Genomic DNA, 19,505 nt, shown 5'->3' with positions numbered 1-19,505 from the left:
GCGGGTCTCGCGGTCAGAGGACCTCGAAGACGCGGTAGGCGATGCCGCCCTCGACCGGATATCCCGATCCGACGCAGACGATGTCGTTGAGCCACAGGTAGTTCCGCGCACCGGTTTCGAACACCGGCGTCGTGCGGAAGTAGTAGGTCTCGGGATCGACGAGATGGCGCGCGGCCGGATCGCCCATCCGATCGCGCACTTCCTCCGGTATGGTCCACCGCCCGCCGTAGGTCAACTGCACCAGGGCGTCGTCGTCGGTCCGCAAGGTGAGCCGCACATCGAGCATCATGCTCCCGTCCTGCCGGAACACCGCCCAGTCTCCGCCGCCCGGCACCACCACGCCGCGCAGCTTCGGCCCTTCGAACGACCCACCGGTCGCGCCGAACAGCACCCGGCCCTTTCCGATCTTCAGCGGCGGCGCCAAATCCACCACGATGTCGAACAACCGCGCGGTCTCGATCCCGGCGATATCCTTGAACCGTGCGTCCATGATCAATTCCCTCCGAACAGCTTCCGCCGGACCGTGTCGGTGGACACGCCCGATTGGGCGCACAGCTCCGACAGATCGAGGTGGAAGTACTCCCCCGCGATCAGCCCGTCCGCGAACGCGAAGCGGAGGAAGACCGGCAGCTCGGCCCGCCTGCCGTTCGGCTCGACCCCGAACCGGTTGCCGGTCAGGGTCATCCGCGCCGTACCCCAGCAGATCAGCGTCTCCGCCTCGGCCGCGTGCCCGTCCAGCTCGACGTCATAGTCCGGAAACGACGCGAAGAAGGCCCGCAGCGCGAGTTCGTTCGCCTCCGATCCGCGGGCCACCGTCCCGAACGCCGGTGCTTCCAAGACCATCCCAGCGTGCATGAGCCGCAACGCCGCAGGCACGTCCTGCCTGCTCTTGACCACGGCGAGTTCCGTCGCCAGGTCCATCATCCAACCACTGTCCACAGGATGACTATACGGTCGGACGTATTTATTGTCGAGCACCCGGCCGAGAATGGTCCCCTCGCCGGAAGCGGTCCTGCGCGCCTCGTGCACTACCGATCCCGAGTGGGACGAGGGTGCGCCGCCATCGGACGCGGGCCGTCACCGCGTCCGATGGCGGCGGCTTCATGAGGCGACGCGCGACACCGTGGTGAGGGTCCCGATGAGGGCGGTGTCGTGATCCGCGGCGCGGAAGCGGGGGTGGTCGAGGATGTCGTGCAGGAACTCGGTCGTGGTGGCGACGCCCCTGCCGCGGATCCTGGTCTCGGCCAGTGCCCGTCGCATCCTCGCGATGGCCGCGGGGCGATCCGGCGCCCAGACGATGATCTTGGCGAGTAACGAGTCGTAGTGCGGCGGGATGGCATAGCCGGGGCCGACATGGGTGTCGATCCGGACGAAGGCCCCGCCCGGTAGCACGCATTCGGTGAGCGTGCCCGGCGCGGGGGCGAATTCGCGTTGCGGGTCCTCTGCGTTGATCCGGCACTCGATGGCCACCCCACGCGGGGTGGCGACGTCCTCCGGCAGCGCCAGCGGCAGCCCGGAGCCGATGCGCAGTTGCTCGGCGACGAGATCGATGCCGGTGACCATCTCGGTGACCGGGTGCTCCACTTGCAGGCGGCAGTTGACCTCCATGAAGTAGAAGCGTCCCTGGTGGTCCAGCAGGAATTCGAAGGTTCCGGCCCCGACGTAGCCGACGGCCTCGGCGCCACGGATGGCCGCCGCGCCGATCCGGGCGACGAGTTCCTCCGGCAACCCCGGGGCGGGCGACTCCTCGACGAGCTTCTGGTGCCGGCGCTGCAACGAGCAGTCCCGAGCGCCGAGATGCCGCACATTGCCGTGCCGATCGGCCAGGATCTGGACTTCGATGTGCCGCGCGGAGTCGAGGTAGCGCTCCAGATAGAGGCGGCCGTCGCCGAACACGGCGGTGGCATTGGCGCGGGTCTCCCGCCAGGCCGCGGCGAAGTCGGCCGTGTCCCGCACGACCCGCATCCCACGGCCGCCGCCGCCCGCCACCGCTTTGATGATCACCGGGTAACCGATGTGGTCCGCGAGGGCGTGTGCCTCCTCCACCGTGTCGAGGGGCTCGCGGCTGCCCGGTAGCAACGGCAGCCCGGCTTCGGCCATCAAGGATCTCGCCGTCGACTTGTCGCCGAGATCGGACATGATCGCGGCGGGTGTGCCGACGAACACGAAGCCCTCCGCCTCGCACACCTCGGCGAAGTCCGGGTCCTCGGACAGGAAGCCGTATCCGGGATGGATGGCGTCGGCGCCGGTGGCCCTGGCGGCCTCGATGATCGCGGGAATGTAGGAGTAGCTGCGCTTCGCGGGCCCGGGACCGATCCGGAACGCCTGATCGGCCAGCCGGACGGCGGCGGAATCCGCGTCGGCCGCGGAATACACCGCGACAGTGGCTATCCCGAGTTCGGCGCAGGTGCGGATGACCCGCACGGCGATCTCGCCGCGATTGGCGACGAGTACCTTGCGGATCGGCCGCACGGTCATCGGACCACCTCGAGCACGAGCAGCGGTGCGCCGTGCTCGACCGCCTCCCCGTCCTCCACGAGGAATTCCACCACCCTTCCCTCGCGGGTCGCGGTCACCGGGATCATCAGCTTCATCGCCTCGACGATGCCGATCTGCTGACCGGCCCGCACCGGGTCGCCTTCGGCGACGAACGGCGCGGCACCGGGCTCGGGGGCGCGATAGAACACGCCGACGGTCTCCGCGGTGAGCGTGAAAGTGTCGGCATCCGAGCGGGTTTCGTCATGCGTGCGCTCGATGACCCGCACGACCGGCGCGGCGGCGGCGGTGGTCGGCGCGACCGCGATCGGCCCGCTCGTCCCGTCGGGCCCGTCCCAGCTGATCCGCAGCACCAGCGGGCCGTTGGCGACGGTCACCGAGGTCGGCGCCGTCTCGGCTCGCACGGAAAGCGCGTGCCGGGACAGCACGGCCAGCGCCTGGTCGGCGTCGACCGGATTCAACGGCCGGCCGGCCGGCTCGGTGGTCACGGACTCGGTCATCACTTCTCCTGATCGTTCGTGGGCAGTCCGAAAACACGGAAGCGGTGGTGGCGGCGGTCGAGCAGTTGCGCGACCTGGAGTCGTGCCAAGTCGGCGACGGCGTGGCGCAGCGCCTGGCGCAAGGCGGCGGCGGCCGCGGCGGGATCGCGGTGCGCGCCGCCCGGCGGCTCGGGCAGGACGGCGTCCGCGACGCCGAGTTCGAGCAAGGAGGTCGAGTCCACCCGCAGTGCGGCCGCCGCGCGGGGCGCGGCGGCGGCGTCCTTCCACAGGATCGAGGCGCACCCTTCCGGGCTGATCACCGAGTAGACCGCGTTCTCGAACACGATCACCCGGTCGGCCACCGCCAGCGCGAGCGCTCCCCCGCTGCCGCCTTCGCCGGTGACCACGGTGACCACCGGAACGGGCAGCCCGGCCAGCAGTTTGAGCGATTCCGCGATGGCGACGGCCTGCCCCTGCTCCTCGGCGGTCACGCCGGGGTAAGCGCCCGCGGTGTCGACGAGGGTGATCACCGGAAGACCCAGCTTGGCGGCCAGCCGCAGCGCACGGGCCGACTTCCGGTAACCGGATGGGGTCGGCATACCGTAGTTGCGCTGCGCCAATTCGCCCGCTGTATGGCCTTTCTGCGTGCCGATCACCATGACGGGCGCGCCGTCGAGACGGGCCAGCGCGGTGATCATGGCCGGGCAGTCGGCCGACAGCCGGTCGCCGTGCAGTTCGACGAATTCGTCGAAGGACGCGGCCAGATAATCCAGCGTGGTCGGCCTGCCGAGCTCGCGTGCCGCCCGCACACTCTGCCAGGCGTCGCGCGGCGCGAGCTGGGTCGCGTCGGCGCGGACCGGGTTCACGTCGTCCGCGAGCTCGATGCGGCGCGAACTGTCGGCGGCCGACGCGAGCAGGCGAGCCAGCCGGTCGCGCAATGCCGAGCGGTGGCAGATCATGTCCACCACGCCGTGGTCCAGCAGGAACTCCGCGGTCTGGAAGCCGGCGGGCAGTGTCTCGCCGATGGTCTGCTGGATCACTCGCGGTCCGGCGAAGCCGAGGCGGGCGCCGGGTTCGGCGATGATGATGTCGGTGGACGTGGCATAGGAGGCCGCCACGCCGCCGTATGTGGGATCGGTGATCACCGAGATGGTCAGCACGCCCGCGTCGTCGAGTTCCCGCAGCGCTTGGCTGGTCTTGGCCATCTGCATCAGCGCGAGGATGCCCTCCTGCATGCGGGCGCCGCCGGACGCGGTGACCAGCACGAGCGGCACGCGCGCCGCCAGCGCCGTTTCGGCCGCGCCGGTGACCGCTTCGCCGACCGCACCGCCGAGACTGCCGCCGAGGAAGCGGAAGTCCATGACCGCCAGCACCACCGGCGCGCCACCGATCGTGCCGCGCACGCACCGGATGGCGTCGGGTAGCCCGGTGCGACGGCTCGCCTCGGCATGGCGCTCGGGATAGGGCCGGGAATCGCTGAAGCCGAGCGGATCGACCGCGGTGGCGGACGGCTCGATGGGCCGGGCCGAGCCCGGGTCGAGCAGCGCCTCGATGCGCTGGTCGGCGGTCAGCATGCCGTGCCCGTCGCAGTCCGGGCACACCCGGCCCGCGCGCTCGTAGCGCTTGGCGTAGAGCATGGCGGCGCAGGACGGGCAGACCGTCCAGGAGGTCCGGGTGTCCGGACCACTCTCCAGTGTGGTCATCGTTCCTCCCTCGGTCGGGGCACGAATCGGGCGCAATCGGCGGGTAGCCGCACGCCCGCGGTACGCAACTGGGCGACGCGCGTGAGGTAGGCGGCGCCCACCATCATCTGGTCGGCGATGTCGGCGACGTGCCGGTTGCGCAGCGCCGCCAGATAGCCTCCGGCCACCCAGTTGTTGAACCCGCCCATCGCGGGCCCGCACCAGATCTGGTAATCGGCGACGCGGTCGGCCTCGCCGCGAATGCTCCACCCCGACGACAGCCCCAGATACCACCGGAACACCAGCGCCATCTTGCGTTTCGGGTCCGCGTCGGCGCCCGCCAGCTGGGCTGGATCGCGCTCGGTGAAGTACGTGACGCAGTCCGCCCACACGGCGTCGAGTGGCCGCCGGAACAACGTGGCCTCGAGGTCGCGGCGCAGGTCGGCCGGGATCGCGTCGATGCCGTCGTACGCGCGGTAGGTGTCGTAGAGCCGCTGCGCGCGGGCGGCGAACATGGTGCCCCTGCGCAGCACCTGCACCTGGACGCCGAGTTCGAACATGTCCGAGGACGGCGCCATGGTGCAGTCGGCGAAATCCGCCTGGGTGAGCAGCTGTTTGGTGGTGTCGCACTGGGCCGCTTCCCGGGTGGCCTGATTCACCGACCCGGTCACCACGTAAGCGGCTCCGAGCGCGAAGGCCGCGGCCGCGGCGGCGGGGGTGCCGATGCCGCCCGCCGCGCCGACCCGGACCGCCGCGGCGGCGGGCACCGTTCGGGCCAGCCGATCCCGCGCCGCGATGAGTTCGGGCAGCAGCACCAGCAGCGGCCTGCGGTCGGTGTGGCCGCCGGAGTCGGCTTCGGCCGTGATGTCGTCGGCCATGGGCACCTGTTCGGCGAGCCGGGCCTGCTCCGGCGTCAGGTCACCGGATTCCACCAGCCCGCGCAGCAACCGCGCGGGCGCCGGGCGCAGGAACGGCTCGGCCACCTCCACCCGGGAGACCTTCGCGATCAGGCGATGGCGCACCTCGACGCGTCCCTGTCGGTCGACGGCCAGCCCCGCCGCCCGGTAGCGCACGACCTCGCCGGTGAGGTCCATGAACGCCGACGCCTCCACGCAGCGCACCTGGTGACGCAGGCAGGCGTCGACGATCGCGCGCTCCAGAGCGGGTTCGGAAGGGCTGTGGATCAAGTTGCACGCGAACGGCTTTCCGTCCAGCGTGCGGCTCAGCTCGGCCAGTGCCGCGTCCACCGCGGCGGGCGGCACGCCCGCCGCGCCGTAGGAGGCGAGATATCCCGCCCGAGCCATCGCGGAAACCAGTGCGGGCGAGGAGATCCCGTTCGCCATGGCGCCCGCCGCGTACGCCGCCCGCACACCATGGGCGGCGGCGAACCGCCGATCACCCAATTGCTCGGGCGGTAGCGCAGCCACCGCCGCGAGGACATGGGCGTGCGCTGCCATCCGCTCGTCGGACGTCGCGCCGACTCGCCCGTCGTGTCGCACGATCCAGCACGGGCGCGTCAGATTAGACAAGACGGCGGTGATGCCGTCGGCGGTGTCCGCGAGGACGCCGGCCCGGGACGTCGTCATCAGCGTTCCTTCCGCTCGACGAGTTCCACCGCGAGGTCGATCAGTTCGTAGATGCGCAGCCCCGGCTTCCACAGCGAGCCGTCGGCGACGACGGTGACGCCGCGCGGGCCGCGATGGATCTCCTTGATGTGGACTTCGAGCTCGACGGTGCCGTCGGTGGGCAGGAACTGCCCGCGGTAGCGCCAGGTGAACGTTCGGTCGGCGGGGATGCGGAAGACCGGATCGCCGATCGTGCCCGCGAATCCGGCGTCGAGCATCCACTCCTGGATCGCGTGGATCACCGATTCCACACCGAGTGATCCCGGGATCACCGGGTCGAGGTGGAAATGCCGGGCGAAGTACCAGTCCGCCGGGTCGATCTCGCGCAGCGAATGCAGATACCCCGCCTCGTACCTGCCGCCGCCGTCGACCACCTCGACCTGATCGATCAGCGCCAAGGTGCGCCTGGCGCAGAGCGGGGCCAGTGGGTCGGCGCGGCGGGCGGCGACGTCGATGGTGCGGACCGGCGCGTCCGGATGCTGTGCCAGCCAGGTCGGCGCCGGGCGGCCCGCGTCGAGGCCGGTCTGGTTGGCCAGAGCCTCGTCGCTGAAGTAACCGAACATGGTCTCGCCGGTGTAGAACGGTTCGCCGTCCACGCTGAGCGTGTAGTCGAAGGTCTGCAGCGACGAGCCGGGCAGAACGGTGGTGGACAGCAGCCGTGAGGACTGGCGAATCGTCTTGTCGCGCAGGTCCATTTGCCGCAGCACGGTGGCGGTGCCGCCGAGGTTGCGCAGGCTCAGGGTGGCGCCGGGCTGGGTGAGCGTGGGGCCGGCGTAGTACCCCATCAGTAGCGCCGCCTGCAGCGAGGTCTCCATGTAGACGAAGTGCGGCATGGACTCGTTCGCGGTGTCGCCGTAGTACCAGGAGTCGGCGGGCGAGTCGTATTCGGTGGTGTAGGACGCACTGTCCAGGTTCCCGCGCCTGCCGTCGAAGCCGAGCACCCGGTCGACCAGGAGCAGACCGCCGGTCGGCAGGCGGGTCGCCCGCACGCCGGTGTATTCGGCGAATTCCGGCCCCATGGCGATCGCCTGGTCACCGCGAGCGAGATGGGCCATATGGAACTCGTTGAGCAGTGAGCCTTCCGAGACCTCACCGGGGCCGACACCGCCGCCCGGACGCTCCACCACCGTGACCGTGACGTCGAGCGCCCCTTCCGCTCCCGCGACGCGCGCGGCGCCGGTCACATGCGGCCGGGGCACCAGGTCGAGAGCGGTCACCGTCAGAGTGATCGTGCCGGAGGTGACACCCGCGACGGTGCCCGCGCATTCGGTGACCAGGGAGCTGCCCGACAGCACCAGCGGCATGCCGAGGTACAGAGCGAACACCTCCGCGGTCTGCATGGCCGCCGCACGCGGGTCGCCGTCGAACCGGGCCGTGACACTGCCGTTGCCCGAGCCGCCGTACAGCTCGATGGCGGTCACCTCGGTGAGCGCGAGCGAGGTCGACCCGGCCGCCCGAGCCGCCGCTTCGATGCCGGAACGCCGGTGCGCGGGCCCGAACACGCCGCTCAGGTCGCCTTCGGTGAGACGCAGCAGGGCCGCTCGATCCAGATGGGTGCGATCGGTGCGGGCCAACGGCTTGAACGCGGACTCCGCCGCGGTGCGTCCGGCCGGGATTCCGGCGGGTTCGTTCGTCGTCTCGGGATCGACGCCGTGCCGGGCGAGACCACCGAACCGAGGATCGGCCGCGGCATCAGCCTCTGGCATTCCGCCCGACCGGCGCAGCGCTCGCTGCCACACCGCCCGCTGCATGACCAGTTGCGCGCTCAACGCCGCCCGGTGCGCCGCGACGACACCCGAGCGGATTTCGGCGAGCGGTCCGGCCGCGCGTGCGGCGGCACCGTCCGTGCGCGGCTCTCCGGATCGTGTTCCGGACAGTGCCGGATCCTCCACCGCACCGCCGGCCGGCGCACCGTCCGAGTACGGGGAGAGCGAACTCGTCTGCGTGCCCGCACTGCCGGGATCCGTCCGGCGTGCCGGCACCCCGTCGACACGCTCCCGGGATTCCCCCGCGAGCGCGGTCACCGGATCGAACGGAATACCGTCGAACTCCAGCGTTGTCATGCCATCCACCGCCTCACCGAGGTCTGGAACTTTTCTGTCAGATCGGGGGTCGTCACCACGGTGACGTCCGAGAACCGTTGCAGCACCGAGCCGTCCGCCGTCGTGGCCGTGGCGTCGATCCGCGCGTCGAATCGACCGGCGCGCGGGTTGTCCACGGTGAGCACGAACGACTCGCCCGCGGGCAGGGGCCGGAAGAAGTCGGCCCGCCCAAGGCCGAGGGGCAGGCAGGCGCTGCCGAGCAGCCGGTGGCCGAGCACCGGTGGGCCTTGCAGGATCAAATCGGCGAGCACCGGATCGTGCAGTCGCCCCGCGTAGGCCCCGCCCGCCACGGTGGCGGGAGGAAGTGCGCAGTCGAAGACGATCGCGTCGTCCGAAGCCGCGCGGACCCGGCGCAATCCTTGCAACGCGGGCGCGTGGAATTGAACGGCGTCACGGTAGATGGTCGCCTCGCCGACCGAACCGTCCGGCACCGGCAGGCGCGAGGGCCGATCGGCCGTTCCGGCGAGTTCGAGGGTCGCACGGAAATGCACCGCCTTCTCCCCGCGCACCGTCGCGTACACCGTGGACGCGTCCTCGTCGCTCGGCGTCACCTCGAGTTCCAGTTCGTCGAGCGGGTGATCGAAGACGATCCCTTTGAGGACCTGGAAGTCCCGGACGCCGACCACCGTGCTGCCCGGCAAGCCGCGTTCGGCGATGTTGATCATCGCGCCGAGGCCGAAGGTGGCGGGCAAGACGACGTGCTCACCGATCCGGTGCGCCGCGATGATCGGGTCCTCGGTGATCCCGGTGATCGTCCGCCGGGCCCGCACCGTCCCGGTCGCGGCCCTTTCGTCCGACAGCGACTTCGCCGGTCCGATGAGCACGACCGTGTCCCCGGAGCGGGCATCGGTGAACTGCTCGGTGAACGCCGCCGCGCCCACCTGCGGATCGAGCAGTTCGACACCGCGGGTCCGGAAGTGCTCCCGCAAGGCGGGGGTCACCATGCCGCCGTCCCATGCACCCCAGTCGATCGCGGTGACATGGCAATTCGGCTGATGGGTTCGCCAACTCACCGCGAATCGCGAGAGCGCTTCGTTCGCCGCCGCGTAGTCGGCCTGACCGGCATTGCCGAACAACCCGGCCACGGAGGTGAACAGCACCAGATGCCGCAGCTCACCGAGCGCGCGGAGCACCGAAGCCAGTCCGGCGATCTTGGGGTCGAGCACCCGGGCGACGGAGCCGGCGGTCTTGTCCGTGATCGTGGAATCGGCCAGCACCCCCGCTCCGTGCACGACGCCGGTGATCGAGTCACGCCACGGTGCGAGCGCGGCGGCGACCGCCTGCTCATCCGTGGCGTCTACCGCGAGGTAGTCGGCGCGGGAGCCGAGGACGGCCAGCGTCTCCCGGATCTCGCGCGTTGCGCGGACGCCGGATACGGCACGCTCGATGTCGCGCGGTTTGGCGCCGGACGCGGCCAGCGCACGCACCGCGGCGGCCTTCAGATCCGCGGCGGGCACCCCGGCCGCCCAATCGGGCTCGTCGGCCGGCTCGGAGCGTCCGAGCAGGACGAAACGCGCCTCGCTGCGCGCGGCCAGGGCCAGCACGCAGGTGGCCGTGACGCCGCGCGCGCCGCCGGTGACCAGCAGGACGTCCTCGGCGCTGAGCGTCGTGGGGTCCTGCTCCGCACCCGTCCGGACCGGGAGGACGGTGCGCGCGGGGGCGTGCCCGCTCGGCACCGGGGTCCATCGCCGCCCTGTCGCGTCGATGCCGACCTCGAGGGTGTCGCGGGCCGGATCGAACAGTTCGGCCGTCACGAACTCCGCCAGTTGCCGCGCGGAGCAAGCGGGATCGATGTCCAGCGCCCGGCAGAACAGTTCGGGCCGTTCGGCGGCGAGGGTTTTCACCACACCGCCGATGCCGCCGAGCAGCGCGTGTTCCGGCTGCGCGCTGCCGAGGAAGCCGAGCCCGCCGTCGAGCCGCGTCACCGTCACGAAGGCCGCTCGCTCCTGACCGCCGTGTAGCAGCGGCACGGTGCGGCCGGCCACGAGGATGCCGTCGGTCAGATACCGTTGCGCCGACGCCCAGTCGGCGGTGCCGCCGAGCAGGACCAGGCAGAGGTCGAGGGGCTCGCCGTCGAGTTCGTGCACCGAATTCGCCCGGTGCACCGTCCAATCGAGGCCGGTCAGTGCGGCGGCGAGCGCGTCTGCGCCTGCGTCCGGGTCACCGGACAGGTCGACGAGCACAGCCCGCGCCCCGTCCCGGTACGGCGCTACCGCCCGATCCAGCGCAGGCAGCGAGACCAGTTCGACGGCGTGCCGCGACGTTCCCGTCGCGGCCTCAGCTTTTGGGTGGACATCACCCCCCGCCGCCCCGGCGAGTTCGGCCACGATCTGATCCAATGTTCGAAGCGTGCCCAGCTGTTCCGGGCCGAGACTCGGTAGCTCCGGAAATCGTTCCTGCAACGCGCCGATCACCTGGACCCGCTTGATCGAGTCCACGCCCAGATCGGCTTCCAGATCCATCGACGGATCCACCATCTCGACCGGATAGCCCGTCTTCTCCGCGACCACCTCACGCAGCGCACGCCGCAACTGGTCATCCGGCACCGGGGCGGCGCTTTCGCTCCCCACCGCGGACGGCCCGGCCGTGGTCTGCGCGCCATCGGTGCCGCCGAGCAGCTCGGCGATCTGATCCAGCGTCCGCAACGTGCCCAACTGCTCCGGGCCCAAGCTCGGCAGCTGCGGAAAGCGCTCCTGCAACGCGCCGATCACTTGCACCCGCTTGATCGAGTCCACCCCGAGATCGGCCTCCAGATCCATCGACGGATCCACCATCTCGACCGGGTAACCCGTCTTCTCCGCGACCACCTCACGCAGCGCACGCCGCAACGTCTCGCCGGTCACCTGGCCGCCGGTCGCCGGAGCCACGGACGGTGCGTGACCGTTCGGGGTCGGAGCCTCGGCGGGTGCGTGCCCGTTGGGTGCCGGAGGTGTTTGTGCGGCAATCGTTTCCGTCGCGGAAGCGGCCCGATGATCGTCCACGACCATCGCGGTGGCCAGCGGGCGGCGTACCGGCGCGGGCTCGATCGCCGCACGCTGCGCGGGCGCCGGACGGGTGACCTGGGTCGAGGGCCGCGCGACCGGCGCGAAGCCGCTTTCCAGTTCGACCAGCTGCGCGAGCACCTCGCTGGCTCGCGCATGGCTGTGGCTGATCGCGACGCCGTGCTCCTTGACCGCCTCGATGGCGCGCAGCGTGGCGGCGTCGAGCCTGCCGTCGCCGAGTGCGCCGGCCAGGCCGCGGGCCATGTCCAGTTGACCGTCCAGGAACTGACGGTGGGTGTCCAGGTGCTGTACGAGCGCGCTCTCCAGCGCGTCCGAGCCGGCGTCGCCCGGCTGCGGTGTGGGGTACACGGTGGTCTCCGTTGCTGCGGTGGAAGCGGTGGGCACGGCCCGCTGCTCGGCGGGCTGGTGATCGACCACGCTGTCGACCGGAGCGGGGGCATCCGCGAGAACGCTGAGCCGGTAGTCGGCGGCGAGCGCGGCGGCATAACTGCTGCGCCGGGTTTCGGGCACGTACTCCGGCGCCGACATCGTCACCGTCATCGCGCGAGCGGAGACCGCTGCCTCCGGCGCGGGCGCGGCGTGCCGATTGATGCCGTGCAGACCGAATCCGAGCACGGCCAAGCGCACGGCCGCACGGGTCAGCGCGAGATCGCTGTTGCCGATCGGGCCCGCATCGGTCGCGATGACGACCTCGTCGTCGCCGAGCGTGCGCCGCACCAGCGAGGTCAGCACCTGCTTCGGCCCGAACTCCACGAACACGGTGCAGCCCGCGTCGCGCATCGCGGTGAGCGCGGCTACGAATTCGACTGGCTTGCCGAGCTGTTCGGTCAGCACGGCCCGGTTGGCCGCCACGTCGCCGCCGTAGTGGGCATCGGGCGTATCGGCGAAGACCGGTGCGTCCGGCGCGCCGATGTGCACCTGGGCGACGGCGGTCGCGAACGCCGCGGTGGCGTGGGCGACGTAGGGCGTGTGGAACGCCCCGGACACCGGCAGCGCCCGGGTGGCCACGTCACGCTCGCCACAGCGCGCGACGACGGCCGCGATGCCCTCGGCGCCACCGCCGACGACAACCTGGTCGGGCGCGTTGTGATTGCAGATCCAGACGTCCTCGACACCGTCGAGCAGTTCCTCGGCGGTCTGCCGGGACGCGCCGAGCGCCACCATGGCGCCCGCCTCGACACCCGGCTCGGGCGTCATGGCCACGCCGCGCGCGCGAGCAAGCGCGTAGAAATCCGCGGTGGCCAGCGCCCCCGATGCCCACAGCGCGGTCAGCTCACCGAAGCTGTGGCCGAGGTAGGCGTCGGCGCGGAAGCCGTAGTCCGACAGGGCGGTGAACTGTCCTGCCGACAGCGCACCGATCGCCGGCTGCGCGAATTCGGTTCGGCGCAAGGCGGTTTCCTGATCAGCCGCCACGTCGTCGTCGAAAGCGGGCGGCGGGAAGACCACCGAAGACAACCGGACCGGCGCACCCGCGAACGCCTCGTTGGCCGCGTCGAACGCCGCGCCGACGGCCGGGTTGTTCAGCGCCGCGTCCAGTCCCATGTCGACGTACTGGCTGCCCTGCCCGGCGAACAGCGCGCCCACCTTGCGTTCCGGCAGGGCGGTGGCGCGGAAGTACACGCCCTCGGGATGTTCCCAGGCCGTGGCGTCGGGGTGGCGGACCAGTTCGTCCACCGCGAGTGACCGCAGGTGCGCGGCGTTGTCCTCGTCGACCGACACGAACCCGATGCGCGCGTGATCCTCTGGGATCTCGCCACCGTCCGCCGGTGCGACGCTGCGCACCGCGTCGATCAGCCCGGCCACGTCCGGCGCGTGCCACAGATGCGCGCGAGCGGTGCGATGCAGCATCGGATACTCGGTGCGGTCGGCGTCAGCCTCCTCCAGCACGACATGGAAGTTGGTGCCGCCGAAACCGAATGCCGAGGCCGCCGCCCGGCGCACCGGGCGTTGCGGGTCACGGATCCACGGGCGCGTGCGCGTGTTCACGTAGTACGGCGCGTCGGCGGCGGCGATCTCGGCGTTGGGCGACGACACGTTGATGGTGCCGGGCAGTACCTTCTGGTGCAGCGCCAGCGCCAATTTCATCACGCTCGCGGTGCCTGCGGCGCCTTTGGTGTGCCCGATCTGGGACTTCACGCTGCCGAGGGCGGCGAAGGCCCGCTCCGAAGTCGCGTCGGTCAGCAGCTCTTTCAGCGCGGTGAGTTCGGTCTTGTCACCGACGGGCGTGCCGGTGGCATGCGCTTCGATGAGCGCCACGTCGGCGGGTGAGACCTCCGCGTCGGCGTAGGCCCGATCCAGCGCGAACCGCTGGCCGCTCGCGCGCGGAGCGTAGATGCTCTTGGCGCGACCGTCGCTGGAGGAACCCAGGCCGCGGATGACGGCGTAGATCCGGTTGCCGTCGCGCCGGGCGTCCTGCAGCCTGCGCAGCGCGAGCATGGTGATGCCCTCGCCGAGCAGCGTGCCGTCGGCGTCGGCGGAGAAGGGGCTGATCCGCCCACCGGCCGACAGCGCGCCGACCTTGCTGAAGCACATGTAGATGAAGATGGTGTTCTCGGTGTCCACACCACCGGTGATCATCATGTCCGCGCGGCCGTCCTGGAGTTCGGCGATGGCGGTGCGCAAGGCGGCCAGCGAGGCCGCGCAGGCCGCGTCGACGGTGCAGTTGATGCCGCCGAGGCCGAGCCGGTTGGCCACCCGGCCCGCGGTGATGTTGGCCAGCAGGCCCGGGAAGGAATTGGCCTCCCACGGCGCGAACGCCGCGACGAACCGGTCGGCGATGGCGTCGGCATCGGCGTCGGACAGGCCGACCGAACGCGCCGCCTTCTTCAGCACCGGCGTGGACAGCCGCGCGGCCAACGGATGCATGAGCGGCACCGGGCCGGTGGTGCCGAGGACGACGCCGGTGCGGCTCGCGTCGTACCAGTCGGAGTCCACCGCGCCCGCGTCGCGCAGCAGGTCCCGGGCGACGCCCAGGCTGAGCGTCTGCATGGTGCTGGTCACTTCCAGCTGATTGGGCGGCAGCCCGAATTCCAGTGGATCGAACTCGACGTCGGGCAGGAACGCGCCCCGGCGCGAGTAGGTCTTGTCCGGCGCCGCCGGGTCCGCGTCGAAGTAGTCGTCCAGGCTCCACCGCGACGCGGGGACCTCGGTGGTGCAGTCCACGCCGTCGACGATGTTCTGCCAGTACTCTCGGTGGTTGCGGGCGTCGGGCAGCAGCCCGGACATCCCGACGATGGCGATCGGGTTGCGCGCCAGGCGTCTGTCGTCGGTCACGGATCTTCCTCTCGAACCGGGTGGATGGTCAGGCGGCCACGATGGTCGCGGTGCGCGACGCGACGAGGTCGGCGACGCCCGCCGCGAACAGGTGGTGGCCCAGCGAACTGGGGTGCAGACCGTCGGCGGTCCACATCTCCGGCCGCTCCCATTCGGGCTGGGCGGCGATGTCCAGCAGCAACGTGCCGGTCTCGGCGACGACGTCGCCGAGGACCGCGTTGGCGAAGGCGAACCGCTCGCGCAGCAGCGCGCGGAATTTGTCCGGCACCGGCAGCCGGGCCGGGATGTCGGGGTAGCTGGCCGTGAACACCGTCGCGCCGCCCGCCCGCAGTGCGCCGAAGAGTTCCGCGAGGTTGCGGTCGAACCGGTTCTCGTCGAAGTCGCTCACCAGATCGTTCACCCCGACCACAACACCGAAGAGGCTGGAGCGTCCCGAGAGAGCCACTCGCAGTTGACGTTCCACTACGACGCCGGTCGTGGCGCCGTGCTCGCCGAGGTTGCGCACCGCCGCGGGCCGCAGGCCGAGCTGGCCGCCGAGGCGGGGCACCCAGCCGCGGTACCCGCCACCGGTCGCCGCGTCGCCGCGACCCTCGACGAAGCTGTCTCCCAGCGCGGTCAGCACGGGCGCGCTCATGCGATCACTCCGTCCTTGCTGACGTGCCGGGCCGCCGCGGGGAAGTTCACCTTTTCGTACAGCGCGGCCAACTCCTCCTCGCCGAAGTACTTGTCCGGCGGGTAGATCCCGGCGATCAGCCCGAAGAAGTGCTTGGTGTAATCGGCGTCCAGCGAGGTCGCGCGGAACACCGAGTCGTAGTACGGGGTCAGCGACAGCTCGGAAATGCTCAGAGTGAGTTCGTAGGTGCTGGCGCTCTGGACGTCGCGCTCGCGCTGGTATTCGGCCAGCGCCTCGTCCATCGGGCGGGCGCCGGACAGGCCCTCATCCACCCGGTCGGCGAGCAACTGCGCGTACTTGAACGCGTCGGTGATGCCCCAGCCGGTGAACGGGTCCTTGTGGTAGGCGGCGTCGCCGACGAGCGCCCATCCGGGACCGTAGGACCGGCGGCGGTAGTTGTCGGGGTACAGCATCGGGCGGAACTGCTCCACCCGCTTGCCCGTGTCGCGCAGGCGCGCGCCGATCTCCGGGTCGATCTGATCGACGATCTCCTGCACGCCGGCGTCCGGGTCGGCGCGGAACTCGCGGAACCGATCGCGCTTGCGCATGACCGCGACCAAGGCGAGATCGTCGTTGGTCGGCCAGGACGCGAACTGCTGCTCGCCGAATCCGGTGCGGTGCTGCATGCCCCAGTCGACGCCCTCGTAGTAGGAGTAGTAGACGAAGCACGCCGCGGGCGAGCCCTCGTACTCCTGCGCGCCGACCGCCCTGGCCACCATGGAGTTCGAGCCGTCGGCGCCGATCACCAGCTTCGCGCGGAACTCCTGTTCGGCGCCGTCGCCGATCGCCCCGCGGATGCCTGCCACGCGGTCACCGTCGAAGACCAGCTCGGAGACGGTGAAGCCCTGGATCACCTCGACGCCGGAGTTCCCCGCCGCCTCCACCAGGATCTTGTCCAGCACCGTGCGGCGCGGGCAGTAGACGACATCGAGGCCGTCGGCGGCGGGATCGGCGAAGCCCTTGATGACGATGTCGGTGTAGGAGAAGTCGAGGTGCCGGATCGGCGGCACACCGGAGGCGACGACCTCGTCCAGCAGGCCCCAGGACTTCAGGAAGCCCAGCCCGGCCTGGTGGATGTAGTGGGTCGAGGGGGTGTCGCTGGGGAAGCTCGCGCGGTCGACGGCGAGCACCCGATAGCCCTTCCTGGCGAGCAGCATGGCCAGCGGTGAGCCCGCCACCCGGGTTCCGACAACGATGACGTCGTACATATTCGCATCACTTTCCGGTAGTCGAATTCCGATTTCGAGTCTGTGGCCGCGACGGGCGCTCGACCACCGCGACGGGCCCTGATTCATCGGGCGATCGGCCGCGGCTATCGTGCGGGCCGAGGAGCGGAATACAGCAGTTCGATATCGGCGGCGTATACGTCGGCGATCGCGGCGCGGCGCAATTTCCGTGACGACGTCGACAATCCGTCTTCGACGGTGAAATCTCCGTCCACGATCCGGAATGTCCGGATCGATTCCGCACGGGAGACGAGAGAATTCGCGTCGTCGATCGCCGACTGAACGGCCGCGGTGAGGTCGCCGCCCGGCTCGGCGGCGCGCCAGCGCCGCACCTGCGCCTGATCCAGTGTCACCAGGGCGGCGACGAAATCGCGGCCGTCGCCGAGCACCATGCAGTTGGACACCAAGGGGTGCAACCGGATCCGATCCTCCAGCGGCGTGGGCGCCACGTTCTTGCCACCGGAGGTCACCAGGATCTCCTTCTTGCGTCCGGTGATCCGCAGAAATCCGTCCTCGTCGATCTCTCCGAGGTCACCGGTGTGCAGCCAGCCCTGCGCGTCCACCGGCGACTGGTCCGCGGCCGCGCCCCAGTACCCCGGCGACACGTGCGGGCCGCCCACCAGCACCTCGCCGTCCTCCTCGGCGATGGCCACCGAGGTTCCCGGGATCGGCCTGCCGACCGTGCCGAGCCGGTTGGTCTCCGGGGCGCTCACGGTCACGGCGGTCGCGGCCTCGGTGAGGCCGTAGCAGTTCAACAGCAGCACACCGAAGCTCGCGTAGAACCCGGCCGTCGAATCGTCCAGCGAGGCACCGCCGGAGATGACATAGCGCAGTTCACCGCCGAGCGCGGCCGCCACCGGGTGCGCCGACGGCTCCGGCGCGGCCTGCGCCCGCATCAGGTCCAGACCGCGCTCCACCGCCTCCCGCTCCTCGGCCTCGGTGAGCAGGGTGCGGCAATACTTGCGGATCTTCTCCAAGCCGTAGGGGATCATCGCGAGGAAGCTCGGCCGCACGGTCGGCAACACCGGCACCAGGTCGGGAATGCCGGGCAGCAAGTAGGTGCGACTGCCGCCGAACAGGCAGGCGAACAGGATGGTCTGGCCGAAGACGTGCGACAGCGGCAGGGCCAGCACGGTGGTCCCGCCGAACATGTCACCGGTGCGGCGCACCGTGTTGGACGAGGACACGAACATGTTGCGATGGGTGATCACGCATCCCTTGGCCACGCCGGTGGTGCCGCTGGTGTACACGATCATCGCCGGGTCGTCGGGCCGCACGGCGGCCACGCGCGCGGCCAGCGCCGGATCGATCGCGCCGGTGGCCCAGTCCGCGATTCGCTCGAAGGTCCAGACCTCGCCCGCGCCTGCCGCGCGCAGGCGCTCGGCGTCCTCGGCGCTCTCGGCAGCGAAATGCGCACTGCCACTGTCGCCGAGGATGTGCTCGATCTGGCTCGGCGACGAGGTGGGGTAGACCGGTACCACCACCGCGCCGAGGGCCAGCAGCGCGCAATCCAGCAGCACCCACGCCAGGCTCGTGCGGCCGAGCACCGCAACGCGGTCACCCGCCGCCACGCCGCGCGCGGCCAGCGCCGAAGCCAGGGCGCGGGCCCTGCGGTCCACTTCGGCGCTGGTGAGCCGCGTTCCGTCGGCGTCGCACAGCGAGAGCCGGTCCGGATGCTCGGCGGCCGCACCGGAAATCACCGAGTACAAACTCGCCGTGTCCGGAAGATCGAAACCATTCTCACCGACCGACACCGCGATGACAGAAATCGTGTTCACAATGTCGAATTCTGATCGGCGCCACCGAATTACCGCGCCGCTGTCATCGCGGTTCCTACCGCGCGAATGTCATCACCTATCGACGTGGTCAGGCAGATACCGCGCGGGCAATATCGATTCGGGCCGGTTCCGGTGAATCAATGCAATCCAGGAAAAAGCGGACCGCCGGATTCGACTCGTCCGCACGCCACACCGCGTACAAATCGAGCGTCGGCACCGGATCGAACAGTTTTACCGCGACCGAAGCACTGCCCGGCCCACCCATGCCCATCGACACAGCCCGCGGCAGCGAGGCGAACCCCACCAGCGGGCGCACCGAGACCATGTGCGCCGTCGCACCGGGGTCGTCGGCGGTGTGCGCCACCGCGAGCGAGATCCTGGAATCCGCGGCCGCACGGAAGATCGAGTCGTACATGGCCGGACACTGTTCGCGGGCGAACAGCACGCAATCCTGGCCCTCCAGTTCGGCGAAGGGCACGCCGGGCCGATCGGCCCACCGGTGCCTGCGCCCGACCACGGCGACCAGCGGCACCCGGTGCAGCAGCCGCCGGTACCGGAAATCGGTCGTGCTCGGATGCCCGTACACGAGGGCGAGGTCCAGCGACCCGTCGCCGAGCGCCGCCAACTGCGGGCCGGTGCGCTTCTCCCACAGTGACACCACGATGTCCGGATGCTGCTCGGTCATCCTGGCGAGCGCCTCCGGCAGCACATGTCTGCTGGCCGGAAGGTTGTAGCCGATGTTGAGGGTGCCCGCCCGCCCTTCGGCGGTCGCCTTCGCGGCCTGCGCCGCGCGGTCCATCTGCGCCACGATGAGCCGGGCCTGACTCTCGAACTCCCGGCCCGCCGGGGTCAGTTTGACCTCGTGCGAGTTGCGTGCAACCAGTTGCACGCCGAGCGATTTCTCCAGCTTCTGCAGCTGGGCACTGAGACTGGGCTGCGTGAGATGCAAGCGCTGCGCTGCGCGGCCGAAATGCAGCTCTTCGGCGATTGTGATGAATGAAACCAGATGTCGGAACTCCATGCCGCCGGCTCCTTCCGCGTACCGGAAACGTTAGCGGCATCAGGTAACCGAGGATGAACCACAGCCGGACGAACAGCGCCGAGACCGTAGCGGATGGGTGAACTGGCCCCGCAGCGGGGACAGGGTGTGCTACCCGCGCCCGTGACCA

General features: G+C 70.6%; 12 protein-coding genes. All 12 read right to left on the bottom strand.

What is annotated here, in order from left to right; all coding sequences use genetic code 11:
* Positions 1 to 13 precede the first annotated feature (13 nt).
* The 12 genes from ABZ420_RS06295 to ABZ420_RS06240 all read right to left on the bottom strand — a co-directional run bounded on the left by ABZ420_RS06295 (position 14) and on the right by ABZ420_RS06240 (position 19,357).
* Positions 14 to 490, bottom strand: coding sequence for a DUF3237 domain-containing protein (locus ABZ420_RS06295; protein ID WP_357117670.1), 477 nt, complete (start codon positions 488 to 490; stop codon positions 14 to 16).
* Between the two features lie 2 nt (positions 491 to 492).
* Positions 493 to 939: a nuclear transport factor 2 family protein gene (locus ABZ420_RS06290; RefSeq protein WP_357117667.1), complete on the bottom strand. Its 447-nt coding sequence runs from the start codon at positions 937 to 939 to the stop codon at positions 493 to 495.
* 162 nt (positions 940 to 1,101) lie between these two features.
* Positions 1,102 to 2,478 carry an acetyl-CoA carboxylase biotin carboxylase subunit gene (locus ABZ420_RS06285; RefSeq protein WP_357117663.1) on the bottom strand — a complete coding sequence of 459 codons (1,377 nt, stop codon included), beginning with the start codon at positions 2,476 to 2,478 and terminating at the stop codon, positions 1,102 to 1,104.
* The gene (locus tag ABZ420_RS06280) at positions 2,475 to 2,996 is read right to left on the bottom strand and encodes a biotin/lipoyl-containing protein (RefSeq protein WP_357117660.1); all 522 of its coding nucleotides are present in this window, start codon (positions 2,994 to 2,996) and stop codon (positions 2,475 to 2,477) included. The genes ABZ420_RS06285 and ABZ420_RS06280 overlap by 4 nt, the downstream gene beginning before the upstream one ends.
* Complete coding sequence (accD, locus tag ABZ420_RS06275) at positions 2,996 to 4,678, bottom strand: acetyl-CoA carboxylase, carboxyltransferase subunit beta (RefSeq protein ID WP_357117657.1); 1,683 nt, start codon at positions 4,676 to 4,678, stop codon at positions 2,996 to 2,998. Before accD ends, ABZ420_RS06280 begins: the two co-directional genes overlap by 1 nt.
* Positions 4,675 to 6,243 (bottom strand): PfaD family polyunsaturated fatty acid/polyketide biosynthesis protein, encoded by a 1,569-nt coding sequence (locus tag ABZ420_RS06270; protein ID WP_357117654.1) that lies wholly within the window; start codon positions 6,241 to 6,243, stop codon positions 4,675 to 4,677. The genes accD and ABZ420_RS06270 overlap by 4 nt, the downstream gene beginning before the upstream one ends.
* Positions 6,243 to 8,345 (bottom strand): beta-hydroxydecanoyl-ACP dehydratase, encoded by a 2,103-nt coding sequence (locus tag ABZ420_RS06265; RefSeq protein ID WP_357117651.1) that lies wholly within the window; start codon positions 8,343 to 8,345, stop codon positions 6,243 to 6,245. Before ABZ420_RS06265 ends, ABZ420_RS06270 begins: the two co-directional genes overlap by 1 nt.
* Positions 8,342 to 14,659, bottom strand: coding sequence for an SDR family NAD(P)-dependent oxidoreductase (locus tag ABZ420_RS06260; RefSeq protein WP_357117648.1), 6,318 nt, complete (start codon positions 14,657 to 14,659; stop codon positions 8,342 to 8,344). Before ABZ420_RS06260 ends, ABZ420_RS06265 begins: the two co-directional genes overlap by 4 nt.
* 28 nt (positions 14,660 to 14,687) lie before the next feature.
* Positions 14,688 to 15,293, bottom strand: a complete 606-nt coding sequence (locus ABZ420_RS06255; RefSeq protein ID WP_357117645.1) for an SGNH/GDSL hydrolase family protein — start codon at positions 15,291 to 15,293, stop codon at positions 14,688 to 14,690.
* Positions 15,290 to 16,540: an NAD(P)/FAD-dependent oxidoreductase gene (locus ABZ420_RS06250; RefSeq protein WP_357117642.1), complete on the bottom strand. Its 1,251-nt coding sequence runs from the start codon at positions 16,538 to 16,540 to the stop codon at positions 15,290 to 15,292. Before ABZ420_RS06250 ends, ABZ420_RS06255 begins: the two co-directional genes overlap by 4 nt.
* Positions 16,541 to 16,644: 104 nt before the next feature.
* Positions 16,645 to 18,336: an AMP-dependent synthetase/ligase gene (locus tag ABZ420_RS06245; protein ID WP_357117640.1), complete on the bottom strand. Its 1,692-nt coding sequence runs from the start codon at positions 18,334 to 18,336 to the stop codon at positions 16,645 to 16,647.
* Between the two features lie 88 nt (positions 18,337 to 18,424).
* Complete coding sequence (locus tag ABZ420_RS06240; protein ID WP_357117637.1) at positions 18,425 to 19,357, bottom strand: LysR substrate-binding domain-containing protein; 933 nt, start codon at positions 19,355 to 19,357, stop codon at positions 18,425 to 18,427.
* Positions 19,358 to 19,505 lie beyond the last annotated feature (148 nt).

Source organism: Nocardia sp. NPDC005745 (assembly GCF_040630775.1).
In the GTDB taxonomy this organism is placed as follows: domain Bacteria; phylum Actinomycetota; class Actinomycetes; order Mycobacteriales; family Mycobacteriaceae; genus Nocardia.
This window is presented reverse-complemented; position numbering and strand designations above follow the sequence as displayed.

Coding starts and splice junctions, on each gene's coding strand:
- accD (WP_357117657.1), bottom strand. CDS start 4,678: ATGACCACACTGGAGAGTGGTCCGGACACCCGGACCTCCTGGACGGTC.
- ABZ420_RS06250 (WP_357117642.1), bottom strand. CDS start 16,540: ATGTACGACGTCATCGTTGTCGGAACCCGGGTGGCGGGCTCACCGCTG.
- ABZ420_RS06255 (WP_357117645.1), bottom strand. CDS start 15,293: ATGAGCGCGCCCGTGCTGACCGCGCTGGGAGACAGCTTCGTCGAGGGT.
- ABZ420_RS06280 (WP_357117660.1), bottom strand. CDS start 2,996: ATGACCGAGTCCGTGACCACCGAGCCGGCCGGCCGGCCGTTGAATCCG.
- ABZ420_RS06285 (WP_357117663.1), bottom strand. CDS start 2,478: ATGACCGTGCGGCCGATCCGCAAGGTACTCGTCGCCAATCGCGGCGAG.
- ABZ420_RS06270 (WP_357117654.1), bottom strand. CDS start 6,243: ATGACGACGTCCCGGGCCGGCGTCCTCGCGGACACCGCCGACGGCATC.
- ABZ420_RS06265 (WP_357117651.1), bottom strand. CDS start 8,345: ATGACAACGCTGGAGTTCGACGGTATTCCGTTCGATCCGGTGACCGCG.
- ABZ420_RS06295 (WP_357117670.1), bottom strand. CDS start 490: ATGGACGCACGGTTCAAGGATATCGCCGGGATCGAGACCGCGCGGTTG.
- ABZ420_RS06240 (WP_357117637.1), bottom strand. CDS start 19,357: ATGGAGTTCCGACATCTGGTTTCATTCATCACAATCGCCGAAGAGCTG.